Consider the following 23242-nt stretch of genomic DNA (forward strand, 5'->3'; position numbering starts at 1 on the left):
GAGTAAGACTAACAAAAACCAACTAATTGTAATATATATGTTAATTAAACTTACATATATTTAGGATTAATTAAATTATTATTGACATAAAGTCAATTTTTATGTGAAAATACATATCAAATACAACAGAAACCCTACATAACTAACATGTATATAACATTAATTTTCGGACTTTAAACGATACATCCCGTTATCACTTCAATCTAGGGAGGCGATTCTATTGAACCGAGGAAATAAGCTGCTTGACTACGTAAAAATGCTTGATTCCTCACTTCAGGTAGGAGGATTTTCTCACTCCTTCGGGCTCAAGTCGCAGATTGAGGAAGGAAAGATACGTACAGCCCAAGATATCCAGACTTTTATGCAGCTTGAACTTCACCCTAGTCTTGTCAGAATAGAGGGCCTTGCCATCAAGGGAATCTATTCAGCTGTATCACAACAGGATTATTGGAGAATTGCACTCATTGATAAGATGATCCATGTACAGCGAAACCCGGTAAACAAACGAAGTTCCTCAAGAGCAATGGGAAAACGGCTATTAAAGTTATCCAAAGCCCTTCATCCATGGATGAACTTCGAACCACTTGAGAAGGCACTTGAACAGTACGATGCGGTCGGCTCCCTTCCTGTGGTACACGCTTGGATTAATTATCAGCTCGAGGCTCCTATCCATGACGCCGTTTCCGGCTACCTCCACGCCGCTAAGGATGTTTGCTTTATCCACGTTAGACGCCTTCTTCATCTGGACCCCATAGAACTTGAACGCCTGCTCAGTACGCTGGGAGAGGAACTTGATCAGGAGTGGAACAAAATAGACCTTTCGGATACTTCTGTATTCCAGCGCTCCCTCCTCTCCATTCAATCCCTAATCCCAGGATTCTACCTCCCCGAACCTGGAATAAAACAATCTAGAGCTTAACACCACTAACTACCCAAACGGGCAGCAAATGCCCTTCCCCCCACCTTAAAAGCACGTTGGCCATCTCATGCCAGCGTGCTTTTTCATCATTTTTCAGCAATCTTGTCGGAAAAGAAAGACGTATGTAAGTTATTAATCATTGTTAGATGACGTAAAAACGTATATAATATGAACATACTTTTTTTGGAAGAATTCATTAGACGTTTCATTTCTTTTTATTATTCAAACAAGAACGAATTTACGATAGGGAGAGACTGCCATTGCCTGAAGCAAATCCACTTAGATTAGAAGATTCCTACCATCAATTTCGTTCAGGGACCGTGATGATTGATGAAGAAGGGACCATTCGTTCGTACAACCACAACTGGTTAGAAAAGATGACAGGGCTTCTACCCTACCCAGCAGAAAGCTATTTAGGAATGAATTATTATACGATGCTTAGAGAAATACCGGGCACCTGCATACATAATACACAACTCATTGTTCACAACCTACAAAAAGTATTACTTCAGCAAACAACAGGCTATGTGTGTGAAGTTGGTTCCATCACGGATGATGGTTACTCGTGGCTACGTCTAGAAGCCTCCTTGTATGAAACCTCACTTCAGCCCGATTTCAAAGGTCTGGTCATTTCACATTTTGACATCACTTCATTTAAACTAATGGAGACACATCTCAGCGACGCTTCGTCTCAGATCAAGACTCTCCGAGGCATGCTACCCATATGCGCAGTGTGCAAACGAATCCGGGATGAGGAAGATGAATGGAATTCCGTCGAGAGTTTCATTGAGAAAAATACACACGCAGAGTTCACACACGACATTTGCCCTGATTGTATAAGGAGACTCTACCCTAAATATTCCGGATTTTTGGATGAACCTTAAATAAGCAGCCCTCTTGTTCCTCGGAACACTGGAGAGCTGCTATGAAACAAACTTGCCCAAAGGTAGAACAACAACATTTTTCAAACCGTAAGATAATGTTCAAAACTAGCAAAATCAAGTTCCTCTGGTTTTCCATGCATCGCAATAGCGCCTTTATCCATAACATAGATGTAATCCGCTACACTTCGAACAAATTCTTCGCTCTGCTCCACAAGTAAAATGCCCGTATCCCCCTGATTTTTAATCTGAATAATAACATCGCGGATATCATCTACAATGGAAGGCTGAATCCCTTCTGTCGGCTCATCCAACAGCAGCAACTTCGGTCTAGAGGCAAGTGCTCTGGCAATGGCCAGTTGCTGCTGCTGACCACCGCTTAAATCTCCACCTTGTCTTTTGAGCATAGTCTGCAGCACGGGAAACATTGCGAGTACGTCCTCTGGAAAACTTTTCGTTCCTTTGGGGGCCATTTCGAGTCCTAACACCAAATTTTCTTTGACACTCAGCTGAGGAAAGATATCCCTCCCTTGAGGCACATACCCGATCCCTGCGCGAGCGCGTTTCGCTGAATCCCATCTCGTCACTTCTTTACCATCCCAATAGATACTTCCGCCACGCACCTTGAGAATTCCCATAAGTGTGCGTAGGAGTGTGGATTTACCTACTCCATTACGACCCATTAAACATACGACCTGCCCCGGCTCCATATTAAAATGAACCTGACGAAGCACTATACTTTCCCCATATCCGGATTCAATCCCCTTCAGCGACAACATCACTTCCCCTCCTTTTCCCCAGATACACTTCGGCAACTACTGGATTCAACTGAACCTCCTGCATTGTCCCTTCTGTGAGCAACTTTCCTTCGTGCATGACCGTAACCTTTTCAGCATAATGTCTGACAAACTCCATATCATGTTCTACAATAACTACAGACCGTTTCTTGGCAATCTCCGTCAACAGAATTCCTGTCTTATCCGTCTCCTCATCTGTCATTCCAGCAACAGGTTCATCCAGCAACAGCACATCCGGTTCTTGAAGCAGAAGCATCCCAATTTCAAGCCACTGCTTTTCTCCATGGGACAAGGAACCCGCTCTGATGTCCAAACGATGCCCCAGACCAATCTGCTCCAGCACCTCTTCCATAGAACTCGTCACGCGGTCACTTCGCCGCTTTCGAAGGGCATGAAAAACATTTTTATTCGGATCCTGTGCAATTTCCAAATTCTCCAGCACCGTTAATCCCCCAAATACGGAAGGAGCTTGAAACTTACGGCCAATACCTAGTCTCGCAACCTGGTGTTCTTTCTTCCGAACAAGATCTGTCCCATCAGGAAGAAGCACCTGACCAGACAAAGGTTTTGTTTTGCCACAAATCACATCGAGCATCGTCGTTTTCCCCGCCCCATTAGGACCAATCAAGAAATGAAGTTCACGCTGCCTCAAAGATAAATTCATCCCGCGAACAGCTACAAAGCCCGAGAACGAAACAGTGACATCCCGAACCATCAGCACAGTCTGTTCACTAAGAGGTGGCTTGTTTACGTTTACGGACAGACTTCCCATCAGGCACACCTCCTTTTTTCCTCCACATTCCCGTTACACTTTGGTACACACCAACAAGACCTCTCGGCATAAACAACACAATGGAGACGAACAACCCACCCATTACAAAGAGCCAACCTTCTGGATATGCTTCGCTGATTCCTGTTTTTGCCGCGTTCAGCACCACAGCACCTATAACTGCACCAACCAGCGTACCCCGTCCTCCAAGCGCAACCCATAGCACCATTTCAATAGATGGAACAATTCCCATCATAGACGGAGAAATGATACCGACCTGAAGAACAAACAACATACCTGCTATCCCCGCAAGGGCACCAGACAAGGTAAAAGCTATTGTTTTGTACCAAGCAGGATCATATCCCAAAAAACGAACCCTGTTTTCCCCATCCCTCGCCGCTTCAAGTACTTGCCCAAAACGACTGCGCACGACCCATCTGCAGAAAATATAGGCCAAAACCAGAATAAGAAGCGTTACATAATAGAGCATAATGGTTGTTCCAGGCTCGTGAAGCTGCATACCAAAAATTTGATTATAGCCTGTTAACCCATTTGTCCCCCCAGTCCATTCCTGTTTACCAATAAACAAAGTCACGACGATCATGACAAGAGCTTGCGTTAAAATCGTGAAATAAACACCTGTAATTCGATTACGGAAGGTAAAAAATCCGAGCAAGAAAGCTAACAGCGCAGGCAGCACAATCCCCAGCAAAAGTGCTACAAGAAAAGATCGAAAAGGCTCCCAAAACCAAGGAAGTTCTGTTACACTGTTCCACACCATAAAATCAGGCAATGCCGCACCACTGGCTTGCAGCTTCAGGTACATAGCCATAGCGTATGCTCCGAGCCCAAAAAACACACCGTGCCCCAGACTGAGCACACCTCCGTAACCCCATATCAGATCAAGTCCTATCGCCAAAATGGCGAAAGCAAGAAATTTTGCTAGTAAACTCAACCTAAATTCTGTCGATACAAGCGGAGCAAGACTCATAAGAATAAGCACCACTCCCCAAGCGATCCGCTGTCCCCGTGTTCCCAACTTGTTAAACAATGGCATCCTTACTCCCCCTCTAGTCTAAACTCCGTGAACGAAGTGCAACGAGCCCTCTTGGTTTCCACTGAAGGAAAGCAACAATGCAAGCAAAAACTAACACTTTACCAATCGATGCACTCGTATACGTCTCAAATAACGTATTAAATATGCCGATTCCAAGCGCCCCCGTAACCGTGCCAATAAGCTTACCCACACCACCTAGAACAACGACCATGAATGCATCTACGATGTAATACGTCCCAATAGACGGACCAATAGGTCCGAGCAAAGTAAGCGCACATCCTGCCACCCCGGCAATACCGGAACCGATCGCAAAGGTCATTCCGTCAACACGACGAGTGGATATGCCAAGACATCCTGCCATATTTCTATTCTGCATGACTGCTCGCATCCGGCGGCCCGCTGATGTCTTGTAGATGTAGATATACATCAGTGTGAGCACGACGGCGACCAGCAAAATAATGAACAACCTTGTATAAGGCAGCGTAATTCCTTCCGTTACCATTAACCCTCCATTCAGCCAAGTTGGACTGGTAACCCCGACATTCGGGGCACCAAAAATTGTTCTTGCCAGCTGCTGTAAAATCATACCCACACCCCAAGTAGCGAGTAGGCTATCAAGAGGTCTCCCGTACAAATGACGGATAAGAAGCACCTCAAGCAACCAGCCGATCCCAGCAGCAATAAGGAAAGCAACGGGTAACGCCACAAGAAAGTACGCACTAAACCAAGATGTTGGCATGTATGAAACGAATAAATTCTGGGTGACATAAGTCGCGTAGGCACCAATCATAATCATCTCACCATGCGCCATATTGATAATATTCATCAGTCCAAAGGTAACGGCCAGGCCGAGTGCAATCAGAAGTAAAATCGAACTTACACTCAGCCCGTTAAAGGCTTGTAGTAAAAACATGTCCATGGATCATGCCGCCTCCCTTCAAGTTCTTTTATATAGAAGAAACAAGTTATTTTGCGCTAAGCGATTTACCCCACTCATAGGTTTCAAGATATGGGTCTGGTTTCACAGGTTCACCTGAGTTCCAGAGTTCTTTGAATTGCCCATCTGTTTGAACCTCGCCAATGCGCACCGTTTTGTAAATATGCTGATTGTCTCCATCAATAGTCACTTTACCGCTTGGTGCATCAAACTCAATTCCTTTGGCAGCTTCTTTTACTTTGGCGACATCAGTTGATCCAGCCTTTTCAACAGCTGCCTTCCACAAGTAAACCGCTGTGTATCCCGCCTCAATTGGATCAGCAGTCACTCGATCTGCGCCGTATTTCGCTTTATAGGCCTCAGTGAACTTTACGTTCTCCGGCGTATCTGTCGTTTGATAGTAGTTCCAAGCCGCTAAATGTCCTTCCAGGACATCCGCACCAATGCCTCGAATCTCCTCTTCCGCTACACTGACGGATAACGTCGTTAGGTCTTTTGAAGTAATCCCCGCGTCTTTCAGTTGTTTGAAGAAGGCAACGTTGCTATCTCCATTCAGCGTGTTATAAACAATGTCCGGTTTTGCAGCTTTAATTTTACTAATGATGGTACTGTAGTCGGTATGCCCAAGTGGAGTGTACTCCTCACCAACCACTTCGCCACCCTCCGCTTGAAGCTGAGCACGAATGACTTTGTTTGCCGTTTTAGGGAAGACGTAATCCGACCCTAACAAGAAAAATTTCTTCCCACGATTCTCGATCAACCAACTTACAGAAGGGACAATCTGCTGATTCGTCGTGGCTCCAGTGTAGAAAATGTTCGGCGAAGCTTCGAGCCCTTCATATTGTACTGGGTAGAACAAGAGTCCGTTGTTTTGTTCAAAAACAGGCAGCATCGCTTTACGACTTGCCGATGTCCAACCCCCAAACACAGCAGCCACTTTATCTTGCTGTAGTAATTTCCCTGCTTTTTCTGCAAAAGTCGGCCAATCCGAAGCTCCATCTTCAATGACAGGCTCGATTTGTTTTCCAAGCACCCCGCCGGCTGCATTAATTTCTTCAATGGCGAGCATTTCCGCATCTTTTACAGACACTTCACTAATGGACATGGTTCCGCTGAGCGAATGCAATATCCCTACTTTAATTATTCCCTCGCTAGAGGCTTCCACCGTGCCGCCCCCATTCGCAGGCTGAGCTGCCGGATTCTCTCCTCCAGATACACATCCAGATAACATCACCACACCCGTTAACAACACCGGAAACAATTTACCGAACTTTCGCTTCAACATGAACTCCATCCCCTTCAATAGGTTAGTCGAATCCGAACATTTCTTATATATTTTTCCATAAATGTTTGGTGTCTCACATTATAGAGGGATAAAATCCTTTATGTCAATATACCTTACATAATTTTATTCCATGCCCAGTCACATGATGCATATTGACAAAAAACAAGAACATTGTTGACAATATGTTCAAATCTGTGTGAGTATATTTTACATAAATAATTACTTAAAATAGGTTTTTGATTAGATTATGTATGATAAAACATAGAAATAAGCGCTGAAAGGTTGAATTCATGTGCACTGGACTGAAGAAGAAAAAGATAAATTACTCGTTACCGTAGCAGCGAACTTGGCAAGAGAACGTAAAGCTAGAGGACTCAAACTCAATGTCCCTGAAGCAATTGCAATCCTTACCTCAGAAGTGATGGAAAGAGCACGAGACGGTATGACAGTTGCAGAACTCATGCGCTATGGAGGTACCGTTTTAACGAAGGAAGATTGTATGGAAGGGATATCAGAAATGATTCCAGAGGTACAGGTAGAAGCCACTTTCCCGGATGGAACAAAGCTTGTCACCATTCATGAACCGATCCGTTAGGATTACTATAGCCTCTACCAACGAACGTATATTTACGAAGAAGAAAGCAGGGATTGCTAATGATACCAGGAGAATATCGATTAAAGCAGGATGATATTATTTGTCACCCTGATCGGGAGACGATCCAGCTGACAATCGTGAACCGGGGCGATAGACCTGTTCAGATCGGATCTCATGTCCATTTCTACGAAGTAAATGCACAGCTTGATTTTGACCGCAGCAAAGCTTACGGCACAAGGCTACACATTCCTGCCGGAACAGCTGTCCGCTTTGAACCCGGAGAAGAAAAGCCAGTCGAACTAACAACCTTTGGGGGCAAACGTAAAATTGTTGGATTTAACAATTTGACAAACGGTACGTTGGATCAACCCCCTGACCTGCAGAAGCTCAAAAATTTTCTTGAACTTTATGCTGGCACTGAACCTAAGGACGATGGTGAACCAACATGAAAAAAATGAGCCGCGATCAATATGCCTCCATGTTTGGCCCGACCCTGGGCGATGCAGTTAGGCTCGCAGACACGGATCTCTGGGCTGAAATCGAGAAGGATTATGCCGTTTATGGGGATGAAAGTAAGTTCGGCGGGGGAAAGGTCATTAGAGATGGCATGGGGCAATCTGCCACTGCATTACGTAGGGAAGGAACACCAGATACAGTCATCACGAACGCTATCATTATTGATCATTGGGTTTTTTTTCAAGCAGAAGACGGCATACGAGATGGATTTATATGCGGCATAGGTAAATCAGGCAATCCAGATACGATGGATGGCGTTGACCCCACTCTCGTCATCGGGGCCTCAACGGAAATTATCGCTGGCGAAGGTTTTATCATTACTGCAGGCGGCATTGATACTCATATTCACTTTATCGCTCCCCAACAGATTCGAACAGCTCTTTATTCTGGTATAACAACCATGATTGGCGGTGGGACCGGTCCTGCCACCGGAACCAAAGCGACCACTTGTACTCCAGGTGAGTGGCACATTCATACGATGCTGGAATCAGCAGAAGGTTTTCCGATGAACCTAGGTTTTCTTGGCAAAGGCAACAGCGCCACCACTCCCCCGCTCGTGGAGCAGATTAAAGCAGGTGCTATCGGCCTCAAGTTACATGAGGATTGGGGGACAACACCTGCGGCAATTGATGCGTGTCTTACCGCTGCCGATGAATATGACGTCCAAGTAGCGATCCACACGGATACCCTAAATGAGACCGGATTTCTCGAAAGCACCCTTGCCGCTATCAATGGTAGAACGATTCATACATACCATACGGAAGGCGCGGGCGGCGGCCATGCTCCTGATATTATTCGAGCCGCCGGTGAGAGGTACGTTATCCCATCATCTACGAATCCTACGAGACCTTATACTCGCAATACTGTAGAAGAGCATTTAGACATGCTTATGGTATGTCATCATCTCGATCCTTCCATTCCCGAGGATGTTGCTTTTGCCGATTCTCGAATTCGGCCTGAGACGATTGCCGCCGAAGACATTTTACATGACCTCGGTGTATTTAGCATCATCAGCTCCGACTCTCAAGCCATGGGCCGTGTTGGCGAGGTCATCATCCGAACCTGGCAAACCGCCGACAAAATGAAAAAACAGCGAGGCCCATTACAATGGACCGAAAATTCACGTTCAGATAACGACCGCATTAAACGTTATGTAGCCAAATACACGATCAACCCCGCCATCACTCATGGAATTAGTCATCTGGTAGGTTCTGTAGAGGTCGGAAAATGGGCAGATCTGGTCCTCTGGAACCCAGCCTATTTTGGTGTCAAACCGGAGATGGTGCTAAAAGGCGGCATTATCACACATGCCCAGATGGGCGATCCTAATGCCTCTATCCCTACACCACAACCTGTATTCAGCCGGCCCATGTTCGGTTCTTTCGGGAAAGCCTTGCAGAAAGGTTCCATTACTTTTGTGTCCCAAGCCGCACTGGACAGTGGAATCAAGGAACAACTAGGTCTCGCTAAACGGGTCGAGGCAGTGAAAAACTGCCGGAGCATCTCCAAAAAAGATATGATTCATAACGATGTAACACCCGAAATTGAAGTAGACCCCGAAACCTATGAAGTGAAAGCTGATGGTGAACTCCTTACCTGTGAACCAGCGGAAGTTCTACCTATGGCGCAGCGTTATTTTATGTTCTAACCCCAGGCCCTTAACAGGGTCTGATTAATTAGTACACAGATTCAGTATTTAGCCATCACGATCCAGCTCAAAAGGAGGGGCTTCACTTTGACAGCAAGCTCAAGCTTGAAGCTTCTAAAATATGCACAACTACTCGACTCCGCTCTTCCGATTGGCGGGTTCTCCCACTCATCCGCTCTTGAGACCTACACTACCGAAGGAGTGATCCGGACCAGGAGTGACCTCTCTTCTTTCATTCAGAGTCAGCTTGAATCCAGCTTAACTAGACTGGACGGACTCGCCATGAAAGGAATTTATCAGGCAACAGCACATCATGATGCAGCCTCTATTGCAAGGTACGACAAACGTCTTCATGCTCAGCGCTCATCAAGAGAACTTCGAGAGAGTTCACACAAGATGGGAAAACGACTGCTAAAACTGGCACGAAGCATTTACCCTGATATGAGCTTTGAGCTGTTAGATACAGCTATACATCTGCATGGAGCGGTTTGCTGTCTCCCAACTGCACATGCATTCATTGCTTACCAACTAGAAATTGATCTTGATGAAGCTATTACTGGCCATCTTTATACAGCTGTCAATGCCTATGTAAACAGCGCACTCCGATTAATGCCTATTGGTCAGACAGAAGCACAAAAACTCGTTCAAGAGCTCCTCCCTGTCATCGACAAGTACTGGAGTGATATCCGGCAGGAAGAACCAGAGAACATGAGCAGCTTCAGCATCGCACAGGAAATTTATGCAATGAGACATGAAACGCTAAATGCCCGTTTGTTTATGTCGTAATTTTCACGATGTTACAGCAATCATAGATTCATAAAATAATACTCGGGAGGAATTTATCATGTGTCAAGGAGCTAATCACACGCACAACGCCAACTGGGAGCGTATCCCTTTTGATCATAGCCGTCCTATGCGAATCGGAATCGGAGGACCTGTAGGTTCCGGAAAAACTGCACTTGTTGAAAAACTGTCCAAAGCACTGCGCACTCGCTACAGCATTGCCGTTATCACCAACGACATCTACACCAAGGAAGATGCTGAAATTTTGCTTCGTCAAAACGCACTGGATTCAAACCGCATCATCGGGGTTGAGACCGGCGGTTGTCCACATACCGCCATCCGAGAGGATGCTTCGATGAACTTCGAAGCAGTGGAAGAACTCCAAGAACGTTTCAACGATTTGCAGATGATCTTTATTGAGAGTGGTGGAGACAATCTATCCGCCGCTTTCAGTCCAGAGCTGGCTGATGTATTCATCTATATTATTGACGTCGCTCAAGGCGAGAAGCTTCCTCGTAAAGGCGGTCCAGGTATTACAAGATCAGATCTTCTACTGATCAATAAAACCGACCTGGCACCTTTCGTAGGAGCGGATCTTACCGTTATGGAATCTGATACTCAAAAAGTTCGAGACGGTCGCCCTTATGTCATGTCAAACCTAATGAGCGGAGAAGGCGTCTCCGAAATTGTACATTGGCTTGAACACCAATACATGGATGATGAATCCGCAGCAGTTCACATCCACACTCATGACCATGGACATCACCACTCCCATTAATGCAACTGCTCCAGTGAAACCGGAGCAGCTGCACAGAAGAGGGCTCGCTAAGCTCTATGCTACTTTTGAAGACCAACATGGCCGCACCCATATTACCGACCGATATTACGAAGCACCTCTGCGGATCAGCAGAGCCTTCCGTCTTCCAGGCAGCGACGGAGAACTATGTGTATATACTTCCGATGTATCTCCAGGCGTTATGAATGGAGACGCCTACGAATCCGTGTGGCAAATCAGGGAAAATGCCCATGTCGTGCTTACCAGCACATCTGCAACAAGACTCCACCCTACACCGACCCTACCTTCAAGCGTGAGCCATACTTTTCAACTTGAAAAAGGGGCGGTGCTGGAGTATTTTCCCGAATGTGTTATCCCTTTTGCAGGGAGTAATGCCACACTTTCCGCTACCTTTCATCTACAAGAGAGCTCAGTTCTGGTATATGCAGATGTATGGTCAGCAGGAAGAGTTCATCGTGGTGAAATCTATGATTTTATTCGTTTTGAAGGAAATACTGAAGTTTGGCGAGATCAGGAGCTCGTGATATGGGACCGCTTCGCACTTGAGCCAGATCAGTCGGTACCGGATACCTTATCCAGCATGATGGATTATACCCACTTGGCCTCTTTGTGGATGGTTGGAACAAGTATTGGGACAGAAGAACTACACCAGATACGTTCCCTCCTCCCGAAGGACACACGAATCCTTGCGGGTGCAAGCTTTCTTGCTGGAGGCGAAGGGATTGCAGTACGAATGCTAGGCAGAGCCGCCTTTGAACTACAAGAGTTTTGCTTAACCCTCTGGAACAGCATCAGGGAGCAAACACTCCATAAGCCTCCTCTACAGTTTCGAAAGTAAAACTGGCGTTTCTAGAAACACTCTCTGTTTATCAGTTAACAAGGCGTTACAAAGATGAATCAGGCCATGATCTTAAAGATCATGGCCTGTTATGTATAGCTAATTTAGTTATTCTTATGTAATCATTTGTAATTGGAAGAACCTTGGTTAGAGTTCTCATCCGTATGTTTTCTTTTTCGATACCGGGTGAATTCAATATATTCCTTAATAAAAGCCTGTTCTTCTGCGGTTAAATCATCAACGTCCCAATCTAATTCACAATTCCCCGTCTTATAGAGCGCTCTCTGTTCCTTAATTTCTTCCCTTGTCCTACCAAGAATGATCCAATCCAAACTCACTTGAAAAAAGGATGCAATCTCAATTAATTTAGCCGTACTCGGGGTTGATTTACCTCGTTTCCAATCCCCCAAATTTCCTGTACTGATTTTCAACTCCTCACAAAATGCTTTTTTCGTCATACCTCGTTTCAAAATCAATTGTTCAATTCGTTCGTAAATCGAATGCATATAAGACCGCCTTCCATGAAGTCATTATAATAATAAAGTCCAGCAATCCATGACTAGCATCTTACATATCTAATAATAATTCCATATTATAGCACATTACCAACTTCTACTCAGCCTGCCATTTGTTCTGAGCACGGAAGTTGAATATACTTATATCTGTCACTGGTGATTACGCTAAAAATGCGTTATCCTTGACATTGATGGCCTCTATTTATGAAGGAGTGAACAAATGAGTAAAATTAAAATCGTGACGGACTCTACACTAGATCTCGACAACTCCGTCATTCAAAGATACGGTATTGAGGTGGTACCCCTTTCTTTTACCATTGATGGCGAAACTTTTCTCGACCAAATAGATATTACACCTGAAGAATTCATTCAGAAAATGATTAAAAGTGAAGAACTACCTAAGAGTTCACAACCTGCTGCTGGCGAGTTTATGGAAAGATATAATCGTCTTCATCAGCAAGGATACGAAATTATATCCATTCATATGACTGGAAGCATGAGCGGCACCGTACGTTCAGCCCAAATGGCTGCTGAGATGTCGGACGCCAAAGTTACCGTAATCGATTCCGAATTCATCTCCAAAGCACTTTCCTATCAGGTGTTAGAAGCTGCTATGATGGCAGAGCAAGGCAAATCAGTTGAAGAAATCGTTAAGCAAATAGATGAGGTCAAAAAAAACACGAAACTGTTTGTCGCTGTCGATACACTTGAAAACCTGATCAAAGGTGGTCGGATCGGTAAAGGGAAAGCAATCATCGGTTCCCTGCTTCATATCAAGCCGATTGCTACGCTAGCCGAAGGTAAGTACACTCCAGTCGTCAACCTTAGAAGTCATGCACAAATTGTGAGACATCTAGCCAAACAGTTTGCTGAAGATGTAAAAGGAAAAACCATACACAAAGTCGGGATCGCACATGCTGAAGGTTACAAACTGGCATCTCAGCTCAAACAAGCGATTATTGAACTTACCGGATACGAAGATGTCGAAATCAGTTACACCTCCCCTATTATCAGTACACACACAGGCGTAGGTGCAATTGGGTTTATGTATTATTTTGATTAGAATTGTTTCGATATAACTTCATCGTTTCCTTTTCGTATCTCAAAAGGACTTTTCTTGGCCCGTTTCATCAAATCGGATCCAGAATAGTCCTTTTTGTATATCCATTTCATAGTCAGATCTTGGAAATACAAACGTAGAAAAAGAGCCTTACGCAAATGCATAAGACTCTTCTTTCATTTGGATGCGGTCGAGAGGACTCGAACCTCCACGGGTATACACCCACTACCCCCTCAAGATAGCGTGTCTGCCATTCCACCACGACCGCATATTAAGTTATAACTGGTGAGCCATGAAGGGCTCGAACCTTCGACACCCTGATTAAAAGTCAGGTGCTCTACCAACTGAGCTAATGGCTCATATAAATGGCTGGGGATATAGGATTTGAACCTATGCATGACGGAGTCAAAGTCCGTTGCCTTACCGCTTGGCTAATCCCCAACATTCTTATATGATTTGTAATCTATTCACATTCTATCCACATTCAAAAAATGAATGGTGGAGATTGAGGGGCTCGAACCCCCGACCCTCTGCTTGTAAGGCAGATGCTCTCCCAGCTGAGCTAAATCTCCATATAAAGTGACCCGTAGGGGATTCGAACCCCTGTTACCTCCGTGAAAGGGAGGTGTCTTAACCCCTTGACCAACGGGCCTTATTAACAACCTTCGCTCTTTGGCGACAAGATAGAGTATATCAAATATAGAACAACATGACAAGCCTTTTTTTTATTTTATTTAAACACTCATAAAAACTTACAACTCCTTACCAAAAATCGTGAAATCCTCTTTTTGTGTAAGTGATTATTTATTAAATGTTGTAAATAAACTTATTATGCATTAAGATTACTTATATTGATGCATCTTATGAAGGAGGTATCGAATTGTATCAGGAAGAACGAATGCAGCTTATCATGGATCATCTTACGAACTCAGGTCGAATTTCTATTGAAGAGATTTGTAATAACTTTGAAGTTTCCAGAGACACAGCAAGACGGGATCTTATTAAGCTCGAAGAACAAGATCTTATTGTCCGTACTCGCGGAGGCGCTCTTCTTCCCTCCCCTATTCAGGAATTTAAAAATTATAAAGATCGACTTGTCATCGTATCCGATGAGAAGAAGCAAATAGGAAAACTTGCTGCCGCACTTGTCCGTAAAGGTGACCGCATCATTCTTGACTCTTCTACAACGGTTCAGGCATGTGCAGAATTTTTACATGCTGATCCGTGTACCGTGATTACTAACTCCATTAATTCAGCTGATTCTCTATCTGAAAAAGACTCCATCCATATTCGGCTCTTAGGCGGCATTCTACATAAAGAACACCGTTACGTTTATGGAGCGTCCGTTATTGAAGCTTTGTCTAATTACTATGTGGAGAAGGCATTTATTGGAGTTGGCGGAGTTACTAAGGACGGTCTCAGCTCAGATGATGAGGAAGGCAAAGTAAAGCGCAAAATGATGGAACAAGCAGAAATGGTTATTGTTCTTGCAGACCACTCCAAGTTTGGCCGAAACTATTTTTACCGTTTTGCTGATTGGTCCAAGGTCGATGTCATCATTACGGATCAATTACCGAGCGCTTCTATGATGGATTTCTTTGAGAAACATCAGGTAGAAGTTCTTGTTCCGGAAACCAATGAAGATCAGGAGGTTTTATGATGATTAAACTTATCGCAATTGATTTAGACGGAACACTGCTAAATACAGAAAGCCAAATCAGCTCCGAAAATGCGGATGCCATACGTTCGGCCCAGAATAGCGGTATCCACGTAACGATTGCTACTGGAAGAGCCCACGCGGATGTACGTGCCATCTGTAAGAAGGCTGGCCTTGTCACACCTGTCATTGCGGCGAACGGCGCTACCACACACGACGAGAATGAAAATAGGCTCGATTCCATACCCATGGATCGAAACACTGCTACAAAAGCACTCGAGTGGCTAGAAGAGCATGATTTTTATTATGAAGTACTTACCGATCAGGCGATTTATTCACCTAACCAAGGACATCAGCTGATGTCTATCGAAATCGACCGAGTACTTAGTTCCAATCCAGAGGAAAGTATGGATCGATTACTTCGGATGGCAGAGAAACAATATGAGCAGACTGGAATCGTACGAGTGCCAAGTTACCGTAACATTCCGGAGAATGACGAGATTTATAATATCCTCTCCCTTTCTTTTGACAAAGAGAAGCTCGAGATGGGACGTGCACATTTTCAAAACGACGAGCATGTTGCCATGGTCATATCTGCAGATCATAATTTCGAGATGGAGCATCCCGAAGCTTCCAAAGGAAATGCACTAAGTAAGCTAGCCTCCAGACTAGGTGTAACCATGGAGGAAACCATGGCGATCGGAGACAGCTTTAACGATGTATCGATGTTGTCTAAAGTCGGTCATTCTGTTGCAATGGGTAATGCCAACCCCGCCATTAAAGAGATTGCCAAAGAAGTCACCTTGAAAAATACCGAACATGGTGTTGCCTATGCCATTGAACGTAAACTTAGTGGCTTACCACTTGAAAATATATACGCCTAATGAAAAGGAGAGCATGAATTCATGCTCTCCTTTTTTATTTTCTTATATTATCTCTAACATCGACCAATTCGATTACGGACAAGCTCCATCGTTAGCGCAGCCTGCGCTCTCGCCTTTCTAGCTCCTTCATACAGAATACGATCTATGTTTTGGCGATCAGCCATAAGCTCATCATATTTTCTACGCGGACCTTCCAGAAAGCTATTCATTACTTCGTACAATTCCCTTTTAGCCTCTCCCCAGCTAATCCCCTCCATGTATTTTTTTCTCATCTCTTCGGTTTGTTCAGGCATTGCAAATTGTCTATAAAGACTAAAAATAGAGGAAGTAGCTGGATCCTTTGGTTCACCTGGCGGAATAGAATCTGTTTTTATTTTACTAATTTTTTTTTGCAGATTATTCGGAGAATCAAAAAGTGGAATCGTGTTGTTATAACTTTTGCTCATCTTTCTTCCGTCTAATCCGGGTATAACAGCTATTTCCTTTTCGACCGAGTAGCTGGGTAGTGTAAACGTATCTCCGAATTTTTTATTAAACTCTTCAGCAATATCCCTGGCAATTTCTACATGCTGAATCTGATCTTTTCCTACTGGAACCTGATTAGACTGAAATAACAGGATATCCGCTGCCATCAGGATAGGATAAGTAAATAATCCCATATTGACGCCTGTATCTTTATCCAAACCAGACTCATCATTTCGATCCACTATTGCCTTGTAAGCATGGGCTCGGTTCATCAGCCCTTTCGAAGTGACACAAGACAAAATCCAGGCTAATTCAAACACATCTGGAATATCAGACTGTCTATAAAAGGTAACTTGCTCTGGATTTAGGCCTAGTGCAAGCCATGTCGCTGCAATACTATAAGATAGTCTACTGAATTCTTTAGCGTCTTGGAGAAAGGTTAGTCCATGATAATCCGCAATGAAATACAGGGCGCTAGACTGACTCTGCTCAGCAAGTTGAAGTGCAGGCTTAATTGCTCCGATGTAGTTACCCACATGTACTTCCCCTGTCGGTTTAATGCCCGTTAGAATGACGCGATCCATAATAACCCTCCTTATCAAAATAAAAAAAGGGCCCCCATCCTATAAAGGACGGGAAGCCCGTGGTACCACCTTAATTAGCCCGCAATAAAGCGGACTCACTTTAACGTATCGTAATTACTCCGAATTACTCCAATTAGAATACGTGTCTCTTGTAACGAGGAGACATTCGCCAAAGCCTACTTGCAACTAATTTCGGTTTGGACGCTCCAAAGCCCACTTCCGCATAATCTTACACTGATTTGCACCAGACATCAGCTCTCTGAAGTAATGGTTATGCGTACTCTCTTTTTCATCGCGTATAGGATAATTAAATTTAGTATATTTTTACATTAATAAAGAGAAATGTCAAATGTGATTTTATATCTGTTATTTATCCTTATACACAACAAAAAAAGCCCTTATGGGCTTTCCTGTTGTTCTATGAACGGAGAGAGAGGGATTCGAACCCTCGCACCGCTTACGCAGTCTAACCCCTTAGCAGAGGGTCCCCTTATAGCCACTTGGGTATCTCTCCATGAATGGCTCCCCGAACAGGGCTCGAACCTGTGACAACTCGATTAACAGTCGAGTGCTCTACCAACTGAGCTATCAGGGAAAATTGACTATAAATATAATTTAACAAAAGATAAAAAAAGAGTCAAGCTTCAATAATCTTTGACTCTTAAATCATCTGTAAACCATAGCTTATAACTAAGAAGAGACAGCGTAATGGCCGTAATCGCTGCAGAACTTGTAAAGGCAAATACAATCAATATCTGATACCGAACTGCCTCTATCGGATCTGCTCCGGCTATAATCATCCCGGTCATCATTCCCGGGAGCTGTACGATCCCAACCGTCTTCATACTATCAATTGTCGGAATCATGCTTGATTTTACCGCCTTTTTCAATTGAGGATGTACTGCCTGCTTGGCTGTTGCCCCCAGCGAAAGCAAAGTCTCCATCTCCGGTCTTGACGTATGTACTTCTTCCTTCATCCGATTCAGAAATAATCCAGCCACCACCATGGCATTACCGATTGTCATCCCGCTAATAGGGATAATATAACGTGGAGATACCTCAACGATGCCAAGACCCAATACGAGCGCCATCATAAGTATCTCCGTGAGTGCAATCGATACAAAGATACGCCAAACCATGCCCCTAACTCCCTTGGCTCGTTTCGATGCATTATAGGCAGCCACGAGCATCATAATCGAAATAATAAGTAGCAGCAGCAAAGGGTTTTCTGTATTAAATACATATTGCAAAACATACCCAACGAGTAACAGCTGTATAGCGGAACGAATCGTCCCTATTGCAATTTCTTTTTCTAGCCCAACCTTCTGCCATACCGAGGCCAGCATCGTAATCATGACAAAAATAAGGGTAAAACTAAGAGCTATGATGGACATTTTTGTTTCTCTCCTCCACTTGCTGCATTCAAAAAGCGAATAACCTCATCATCTGAGGGATGATCAAAAAATTCGGTCGATGTTTGATCATGTAACAATGTTCCTTGGGCCATAAACCATATCCGATTCGAAACCTTTCTGGCTTGTTCCAGGTCGTGAGTAACCCAGATCATCGCCGTTTGATGAGATTCATGCCAATCTTGAAGGACCTCTTCAACCCTCTTTTTGCTTCCTTGATCCAGCGAGGCGGTAATCTCATCAAGGAGCAGTACCTCAGGCTGCATCAGAAGAGATCGCACAAGCGCAACACGCTGCTTCTCACCGCCAGACAAACTTTTTGCATCTTGAGTAAGATCAAGTCCCGACAAACCCATCTTCTCTAGCAAAAGGGTAGCCAGCTCCACATTGTATGTAGTTTGATGTAATGAGCTATACAACCTCAGGTTATCTTCTACTGTTCCTTCTAACATCACGGCCTGCTGCGCTACATAACAAATATGAGTCCGCCACTCTCTTGGGTCCACTTGTTCATAAGAAATTCCGCGGTACTCCATCATACCGTCGTCCTGGAGGTCGAGTCTCGACAGAATACGAAGCAAGGTACTTTTTCCTTGTCCAGAAACACCAATAAGTGCAATTCGGTCATTCGAATGAACATCTGTTGTCACATGCTCAAATAACCAGGGACGGTCTGTTCCTGCATGCTTTTTCCGCATATTTTCTACACGTAAAATAGGTTGCAATGTATTAACCTCCTTCATAGATGAAATTTATGGAGTCTCTAGCTCGGACATAGCAAGCTTACCACCGCATCTACCACAGCGATATTTTCTGATATCGACCTTTCGCTTACGCTGATAGGTTTGTCCACATTTCTGGCAGACGAGATTATACTTATATGGCAAGGTTCTACGTCCTTTTCCATCAGGTAGTGACTGACAGAATCGACTTCCCCCTACTTTCGCTAGAAGCTGCTTAAATTCAGGATCACGATGCTGGTAACCTCTACCTCGTATATGTAAATGATAGTGGCACAGTTCATGCTTAATGATCTTCTCAACCTCTTCTGGACCGTAAACCTTAAGCTGATGGGGATTTATTTCTATTCGGTGACTGCGGAGCATGTACCTGCCCCCTGTCGTCGTTAACCGACTGTTAAACACCGCCTCATGCCGAAAAGGAACGCCAAAACTTTCGAGTGAGACTCGCTCAATCCATGTCTGTAGTTCTTCATTTGTCATGGAATTCATGTACGCTCAGCTCTCTTTCTTTCATTCTTTCTACTTGATTGTAAGTATACCTTGGGATACACTGTCAAGGAACCACTGACCGAACTAAAGGGGAGAAATGCACGTATGTCTAAAATGCGATACGTTATTCTGCAACACGCCGATCAGTTAGAATTTGTAGAAATGCCTTCCGATTATGCTTACCAACTCAGTGCACTGAATCTCAGGCTGAATAAAGAAATCGACAAGCTAACTGCAGATATCGTTCCTAAGCTTCCAAGAGCCATCGCTGAATGTGATCAGCTTGATCTTTTGGAAGAACGTTATGTGATCTCACAAGGTCTTGCCTATATTAATGATCTAGAGAAATCCTTTGCATCTGTAAAGGAAGAACATTATCCGCTGATTGCTCTCCTCACCGAGATTCGTGCCCTTCAGGCACAGCTCGAACAATGGTACGAGGAAGAAGATCTTATCTAAATAACCTTATAAAAAACGACACAAATAACCGTTCTACAAGACATGTAGAACGGTTATTTTCATGTAGACCTGCACAAATCGGGCTCTTTCCCCATATGCTAACGTACAGAAGTTAACCTGTGGAGGAGGGATTCCCTTGCCCCAATGGCTCAGTAATCAACTCATGCGCGCTTTCCATAAGAAGGATCGGCGCCAGATCCGCCTGCTCAATGAATGCTGGTTTTTCTATCGCAATCGTCCAGGTGCACATGATGGAATATCGAATGACTCCAGTCTCTAGTATGCTGGCTAGCCGATGAATCGGAATGAGTACATCCACCATCATCGGCTCCCACCCACTTTTGCTGAAGATCAGTGATCTGATTAGTTCGGATCTTTCATTGTTAATGCGACACGGCCTTTTTTCAAATCTACGCTAAGCACCCACACTGTAACGTTATCTCCAACCGAAACCACATCCATCGGATGTTTAACAAATCCGCTGCTAAGCTGCGAAATATGGACAAGCCCGTCACTCTTCACACCGATATCAACAAAAGCACCAAAGTCGATCACGTTTCGAACGGTTCCTTGCAGCTCCATTCCCGGTTCCAGATCTTCAATCTTCAGCACGTCTGTACGGAAAATAGGAAGAGGCAACTCCTCACGAGGGTCACGCCCCGGACGCTGTAAGCTGTCCAGAATATCACGCAGTGTTGGTAGTCCCACCTCTACTTTGTCAGCAAGTTCCTGTGCACTATGCTCAGCCAGAATGCGGGTCAGTTCTTCTGTTCCCAGTTTGTCCAGATCGATTTTGAGTTCCGCGAAGACGCGGTCAACCACCGCATAAGATTCCGGGTGAATTGCTGTCTTATCAAGCGGGTTTTTGCCTTCTGAAATACGCATAAAACCTGCACATTGTTCGAATGTTTTCGCACCAAGACGCGGTACTTTTTGCAATTCTTTACGGGAAGAAAACTTACCGTTCTCCTCACGATACTTCACAATATTTTTGGCAATCGTAGAGTTAACTCCCGCTACATAAGACAACAGTGAAGGTGAAGCAGTATTCACGTCTACCCCTACATGGTTAACAGCTGATTCTACAACCGCCTTCAGGCTCTCTTCCAAATATTTCTGCGATACATCATGCTGATATTGACCTACACCAATGGCTTTAGGATCAATTTTAACTAGCTCAGCCAGTGGATCTTGCACCCGGCGGGCAATGGAAGCCGCACTACGCTCCGCTACATCCAGATCAGGGAATTCTTCCTGTGCGAGCTTGGAAGCGGAGTATACACTTGCTCCCGCCTCATTCACGATAAGGTAAGCAAGTTCCGGGTTTCCAATTTCCTGCATTACTTCTGCTACAAATTGCTCGGTTTCACGAGAAGCCGTTCCGTTACCAATGACAATCAGTTCGATGCTGTACTTGCTGATCAGTTCTTTAAACTTAGCAGATGCTTCTTGCTTCTTGTTATTCGGTGGTGTTGGGTATGTCACCGCAACTTCAAGCAGCTTACCGGTTTCGTCTACTACAGCAAGTTTACAACCGGTACGGTAAGCCGGGTCAACTCCAAGTACACGTTTATTCTGGATTGGAGGTTGTAAAAGCAAACTACGCAGATTACCAGAGAAAATGGAAATGGCCTGCGCTTCCCCTTTTTCCGTAAGTTCAGCCCGTACTTCCCGTTCAATAGATGGTGCAATCAGACGTTTGTAAGCATCTAAAATAACACTTTCAAGTATATCGTACACGACGGATGAAGGTTTCAGAAGCTGACGACCGATATAGTTGTGTACCGGCTCTGCGTTAACTTCCAGTCCTACTTTCAGTATGCCTTCGCGTTCTCCGCGGTTAATTGCAAGAATACGATGTGGCGGCATTTTTTTGGCCAGCTCACGATAGTTATAGTAATTCTCATATACGGACTCCGCATCTGTATCTTTTGCTTCAGACGTCAGCATACCGTGATCCAGTGTATACCTTCTTACCCATGAACGAATGGACGCATCATCAGCTATATTTTCAGCTAGAATGTCCATTGCTCCTTGCAAGGCGGACTCTGCACTGTCCACTCCAAGTTCTTCGTTCACATAACGTCCTGCCTCGTCCATTACATTCCCTTGTTTAGGCTGGTTCCACATCCACTCGGACAACGGCTCCAGTCCCTTTTCTTTCGCTACACTTGCACGAGTCTTACGCTTCTGACGATAAGGACGGTACAAGTCTTCTACTTCCTGAAGCTTCACAGCTTGTTTAATCGACTTCAACAGTTCATCTGTAAGCTTACCCTGCTCTTCGATGATCCGAATGACCTCGACTTTGCGGTCTTCTAGATTGCGGAGATAGACGGTTCTCTCCTCAATGAGACGTAGTTCGTTCTCATCCAGCTCCCCTGTCATTTCTTTACGGTACCTAGCGATAAACGGAATGGTATTCCCTTCATTCAACAAGGATACTGTTGTTCTGACTTGTTTGAGCGACAGCGAAAGTTCTTTCGCCACCTGATTAACGATGCGCTCTTCTTGTTCTTTTTTTAGTTTCTCTTCGTTCACTTCGATTGCCGTTTGTTCTGACAAAAAAATCCCTCTTTCTTCTATGGATTACCCGCTCATATTCCAGTTGCTAGATGACTAGCATACCCACCTGCGATACCCGCTACGTACACAAATGAATTCCATGACCGCTGTTGTTATTGGAGTTTAATGAATAAGAATAGGGTTGAATAAACTCCTATAACAAAGGCGGACACTTCGCTTCTTGGAACCCATTTGTTACTCCCCAAGTCAACATCGGTGCTTATTTGCAACATCCAAGCAAAAGAATAAGAGACGTCCAATTTATTTTTTTAGTAAAACGCTCATATTTTTTAGGTTAGGTCCGAAGTATATCGCATGGAATACGCACTTCGGTTTCTATTTATTTAGGAATAAGCTCGCTCGGAAAATAAATCTTACACGAATCTTTTAATCTCATCCAGTATTTCCGAGCATCATGTCACCGTTCTCAACTGGATGATATCTTATTATCACAGAACTTCGCTTTAATTTCCACTTTTGGAGTTCCTAATTGCTGTATTGACGGCAAAAAAGACTACTTTGGCACAGGTATAATACCGGCTTTCGCAGTCTTTTCTGTAAAACATATAAAGAAATAGATGAATCCTA

General features: G+C 44.2%; 24 protein-coding genes, 7 tRNA genes and 1 other annotated feature. Of the genes, 13 read left to right on the plus strand and 18 right to left on the minus strand.

The window, feature by feature from the left end; genetic code table 11:
* Window positions 1-220: 220 nt before the first annotated feature.
* Both KFT32_RS19495 and KFT32_RS19500 read left to right on the plus strand, forming a co-directional pair.
* A complete protein-coding gene (locus KFT32_RS19495) occupies window positions 221-919 on the plus strand; it encodes an urease accessory protein UreF (protein WP_211749015.1) in 699 nt (232 codons plus the stop codon).
* A 260-nt stretch (window positions 920-1179) separates the two neighbouring features.
* The gene (locus tag KFT32_RS19500; protein WP_211749017.1) at window positions 1180-1803 is read left to right on the plus strand and encodes a PAS domain-containing protein; all 624 of its coding nucleotides are present in this window, start codon (window positions 1180-1182) and stop codon (window positions 1801-1803) included.
* A gap of 80 nt (window positions 1804-1883) precedes the next feature.
* On the opposite strand, the gene urtE is transcribed toward KFT32_RS19500, so the two are convergent.
* Genes urtE through urtA form a run of 5 tightly spaced genes read right to left on the minus strand, consistent with a single transcriptional unit; the run spans window position 1884 to window position 6645 of the window.
* Window positions 1884-2579 carry an urea ABC transporter ATP-binding subunit UrtE gene (urtE, locus tag KFT32_RS19505; RefSeq protein ID WP_211749020.1) on the minus strand — a complete coding sequence of 232 codons (696 nt, stop codon included), beginning with the start codon at window positions 2577-2579 and terminating at the stop codon, window positions 1884-1886.
* Window positions 2557-3369, minus strand: a complete 813-nt coding sequence (gene urtD / locus KFT32_RS19510) for an urea ABC transporter ATP-binding protein UrtD (RefSeq protein ID WP_211749022.1) — start codon at window positions 3367-3369, stop codon at window positions 2557-2559. The genes urtE and urtD overlap by 23 nt, the downstream gene beginning before the upstream one ends.
* Window positions 3329-4423, minus strand: coding sequence for an urea ABC transporter permease subunit UrtC (gene urtC / locus KFT32_RS19515; protein WP_211749024.1), 1095 nt, complete (start codon window positions 4421-4423; stop codon window positions 3329-3331). The genes urtD and urtC overlap by 41 nt, the downstream gene beginning before the upstream one ends.
* Window positions 4424-4436: 13 nt before the next feature.
* Window positions 4437-5342 carry an urea ABC transporter permease subunit UrtB gene (gene urtB, locus KFT32_RS19520; RefSeq protein ID WP_211749026.1) on the minus strand — a complete coding sequence of 302 codons (906 nt, stop codon included), beginning with the start codon at window positions 5340-5342 and terminating at the stop codon, window positions 4437-4439.
* Window positions 5343-5388: 46 nt separating this feature from the next.
* Window positions 5389-6645 carry an urea ABC transporter substrate-binding protein gene (urtA, locus tag KFT32_RS19525; protein ID WP_211749028.1) on the minus strand — a complete coding sequence of 419 codons (1257 nt, stop codon included), beginning with the start codon at window positions 6643-6645 and terminating at the stop codon, window positions 5389-5391.
* 292 nt (window positions 6646-6937) lie between these two features.
* On the opposite strand from urtA, the gene KFT32_RS19530 reads away from it, so the two are divergent.
* The 6 genes from KFT32_RS19530 (at window position 6938) to KFT32_RS19555 (ending at window position 11821) form a co-directional block, all read left to right on the plus strand.
* Complete coding sequence (locus tag KFT32_RS19530) at window positions 6938-7240, plus strand: urease subunit gamma (RefSeq protein WP_211749030.1); 303 nt, start codon at window positions 6938-6940, stop codon at window positions 7238-7240.
* 59 nt (window positions 7241-7299) lie between these two features.
* Window positions 7300-7689, plus strand: a complete 390-nt coding sequence (locus KFT32_RS19535; RefSeq protein WP_211749037.1) for an urease subunit beta — start codon at window positions 7300-7302, stop codon at window positions 7687-7689.
* Window positions 7686-9404 (plus strand): urease subunit alpha, encoded by a 1719-nt coding sequence (gene ureC / locus KFT32_RS19540; RefSeq protein ID WP_211749039.1) that lies wholly within the window; start codon window positions 7686-7688, stop codon window positions 9402-9404. Before KFT32_RS19535 ends, ureC begins: the two co-directional genes overlap by 4 nt.
* Before the next feature lie 87 nt (window positions 9405-9491).
* Window positions 9492-10190 (plus strand): urease accessory protein UreF, encoded by a 699-nt coding sequence (locus KFT32_RS19545; RefSeq protein WP_211749041.1) that lies wholly within the window; start codon window positions 9492-9494, stop codon window positions 10188-10190.
* A 58-nt stretch (window positions 10191-10248) separates the two neighbouring features.
* The gene (ureG, locus tag KFT32_RS19550; RefSeq protein WP_211749043.1) at window positions 10249-10965 is read left to right on the plus strand and encodes an urease accessory protein UreG; all 717 of its coding nucleotides are present in this window, start codon (window positions 10249-10251) and stop codon (window positions 10963-10965) included.
* Window positions 10874-11821, plus strand: coding sequence for an urease accessory protein UreD (locus tag KFT32_RS19555; protein WP_211749053.1), 948 nt, complete (start codon window positions 10874-10876; stop codon window positions 11819-11821). Before ureG ends, KFT32_RS19555 begins: the two co-directional genes overlap by 92 nt.
* Before the next feature lie 122 nt (window positions 11822-11943).
* On the opposite strand, the gene KFT32_RS19560 is transcribed toward KFT32_RS19555, so the two are convergent.
* A complete protein-coding gene (locus KFT32_RS19560; RefSeq protein ID WP_211749055.1) occupies window positions 11944-12327 on the minus strand; it encodes a helix-turn-helix domain-containing protein in 384 nt (127 codons plus the stop codon).
* Window positions 12328-12556: 229 nt separating this feature from the next.
* On the opposite strand from KFT32_RS19560, the gene KFT32_RS19565 reads away from it, so the two are divergent.
* Entirely contained in the window at window positions 12557-13399 is an 843-nt protein-coding gene (locus KFT32_RS19565) for a DegV family protein (RefSeq protein WP_211749057.1), read from the plus strand.
* A gap of 182 nt (window positions 13400-13581) precedes the next feature.
* Here the strand turns inward: KFT32_RS19565 and KFT32_RS19570 are convergent.
* The 5 genes from KFT32_RS19570 to KFT32_RS19590 all read right to left on the minus strand — a co-directional run bounded on the left by KFT32_RS19570 (window position 13582) and on the right by KFT32_RS19590 (window position 14048).
* Window positions 13582-13664: transfer RNA gene (locus tag KFT32_RS19570), tRNA-Leu, on the minus strand.
* A gap of 15 nt (window positions 13665-13679) precedes the next feature.
* A tRNA-Lys gene (locus KFT32_RS19575) sits at window positions 13680-13755 on the minus strand.
* A gap of 7 nt (window positions 13756-13762) precedes the next feature.
* A tRNA-Gln gene (locus KFT32_RS19580) sits at window positions 13763-13837 on the minus strand.
* Between the two features lie 55 nt (window positions 13838-13892).
* Window positions 13893-13968: transfer RNA gene (locus KFT32_RS19585), tRNA-Val, on the minus strand.
* An 8-nt stretch (window positions 13969-13976) separates the two neighbouring features.
* Window positions 13977-14048, minus strand: a tRNA-Glu gene (locus tag KFT32_RS19590).
* Between the two features lie 228 nt (window positions 14049-14276).
* Here KFT32_RS19590 and KFT32_RS19595 point away from each other — a divergent pair.
* Both KFT32_RS19595 and KFT32_RS19600 read left to right on the plus strand, forming a co-directional pair.
* Window positions 14277-15056, plus strand: a complete 780-nt coding sequence (locus KFT32_RS19595; protein WP_211749059.1) for a DeoR/GlpR family DNA-binding transcription regulator — start codon at window positions 14277-14279, stop codon at window positions 15054-15056.
* Between the two features lie 2 nt (window positions 15057-15058).
* Window positions 15059-15937: a Cof-type HAD-IIB family hydrolase gene (locus KFT32_RS19600; RefSeq protein WP_211749205.1), complete on the plus strand. Its 879-nt coding sequence runs from the start codon at window positions 15059-15061 to the stop codon at window positions 15935-15937.
* Between the two features lie 53 nt (window positions 15938-15990).
* On the opposite strand, the gene KFT32_RS19605 is transcribed toward KFT32_RS19600, so the two are convergent.
* The 6 genes from KFT32_RS19605 to KFT32_RS19630 all read right to left on the minus strand — a co-directional run bounded on the left by KFT32_RS19605 (window position 15991) and on the right by KFT32_RS19630 (window position 19621).
* Entirely contained in the window at window positions 15991-16986 is a 996-nt protein-coding gene (locus KFT32_RS19605; RefSeq protein WP_211749061.1) for a tryptophan--tRNA ligase, read from the minus strand.
* Between the two features lie 41 nt (window positions 16987-17027).
* Window positions 17028-17288, minus strand: a binding site (T-box leader).
* A 123-nt stretch (window positions 17289-17411) separates the two neighbouring features.
* A tRNA-Ser gene (locus KFT32_RS19610) sits at window positions 17412-17500 on the minus strand.
* A gap of 5 nt (window positions 17501-17505) precedes the next feature.
* Window positions 17506-17581, minus strand: a tRNA-Asn gene (locus KFT32_RS19615).
* A 49-nt stretch (window positions 17582-17630) separates the two neighbouring features.
* Window positions 17631-18380, minus strand: a complete 750-nt coding sequence (locus tag KFT32_RS19620; RefSeq protein WP_211749063.1) for an ABC transporter permease — start codon at window positions 18378-18380, stop codon at window positions 17631-17633.
* Window positions 18368-19123, minus strand: coding sequence for an ABC transporter ATP-binding protein (locus KFT32_RS19625; protein WP_211749071.1), 756 nt, complete (start codon window positions 19121-19123; stop codon window positions 18368-18370). The genes KFT32_RS19620 and KFT32_RS19625 overlap by 13 nt, the downstream gene beginning before the upstream one ends.
* A 27-nt stretch (window positions 19124-19150) precedes the next feature.
* Window positions 19151-19621 (minus strand): SprT family protein, encoded by a 471-nt coding sequence (locus KFT32_RS19630; protein ID WP_211749207.1) that lies wholly within the window; start codon window positions 19619-19621, stop codon window positions 19151-19153.
* Between the two features lie 114 nt (window positions 19622-19735).
* Between KFT32_RS19630 and KFT32_RS19635 the strand changes: the two genes are divergently transcribed.
* Entirely contained in the window at window positions 19736-20089 is a 354-nt protein-coding gene (locus KFT32_RS19635) for a hydrolase/acyltransferase (RefSeq protein ID WP_211749073.1), read from the plus strand.
* Between the two features lie 136 nt (window positions 20090-20225).
* Window positions 20226-20369, plus strand: coding sequence for a cortex morphogenetic protein CmpA (gene cmpA, locus KFT32_RS19640; protein ID WP_211749075.1), 144 nt, complete (start codon window positions 20226-20228; stop codon window positions 20367-20369).
* 83 nt (window positions 20370-20452) lie between these two features.
* Here cmpA and KFT32_RS19645 read toward each other — a convergent pair whose 3' ends face one another.
* Window positions 20453-22654, minus strand: a complete 2202-nt coding sequence (locus tag KFT32_RS19645; RefSeq protein WP_211749077.1) for a Tex family protein — start codon at window positions 22652-22654, stop codon at window positions 20453-20455.
* Window positions 22655-23242: the final 588 nt, after the last annotated feature.

Source organism: Paenibacillus sp. Marseille-Q4541, from assembly GCF_018310695.1.
Classification (GTDB): Bacteria; Bacillota; Bacilli; order Paenibacillales; family Paenibacillaceae; genus Paenibacillus.

Coding starts and splice junctions, on each gene's coding strand:
- urtE (WP_211749020.1), bottom strand. CDS start 2,579: ATGTTGTCGCTGAAGGGGATTGAATCCGGATATGGGGAAAGTATAGTG.
- urtD (WP_211749022.1), bottom strand. CDS start 3,369: ATGGGAAGTCTGTCCGTAAACGTAAACAAGCCACCTCTTAGTGAACAG.
- urtC (WP_211749024.1), bottom strand. CDS start 4,423: ATGCCATTGTTTAACAAGTTGGGAACACGGGGACAGCGGATCGCTTGG.
- urtB (WP_211749026.1), bottom strand. CDS start 5,342: ATGGACATGTTTTTACTACAAGCCTTTAACGGGCTGAGTGTAAGTTCG.
- urtA (WP_211749028.1), bottom strand. CDS start 6,645: ATGTTGAAGCGAAAGTTCGGTAAATTGTTTCCGGTGTTGTTAACGGGT.
- KFT32_RS19535 (WP_211749037.1), top strand. CDS start 7,300: ATGATACCAGGAGAATATCGATTAAAGCAGGATGATATTATTTGTCAC.
- ureC (WP_211749039.1), top strand. CDS start 7,686: ATGAAAAAAATGAGCCGCGATCAATATGCCTCCATGTTTGGCCCGACC.
- ureG (WP_211749043.1), top strand. CDS start 10,249: ATGTGTCAAGGAGCTAATCACACGCACAACGCCAACTGGGAGCGTATC.
- KFT32_RS19560 (WP_211749055.1), bottom strand. CDS start 12,327: ATGCATTCGATTTACGAACGAATTGAACAATTGATTTTGAAACGAGGT.
- KFT32_RS19565 (WP_211749057.1), top strand. CDS start 12,557: ATGAGTAAAATTAAAATCGTGACGGACTCTACACTAGATCTCGACAAC.
- KFT32_RS19605 (WP_211749061.1), bottom strand. CDS start 16,986: ATGGATCGCGTCATTCTAACGGGCATTAAACCGACAGGGGAAGTACAT.
- KFT32_RS19620 (WP_211749063.1), bottom strand. CDS start 18,380: ATGTCCATCATAGCTCTTAGTTTTACCCTTATTTTTGTCATGATTACG.
- KFT32_RS19630 (WP_211749207.1), bottom strand. CDS start 19,621: ATGACAAATGAAGAACTACAGACATGGATTGAGCGAGTCTCACTCGAA.
- KFT32_RS19635 (WP_211749073.1), top strand. CDS start 19,736: ATGTCTAAAATGCGATACGTTATTCTGCAACACGCCGATCAGTTAGAA.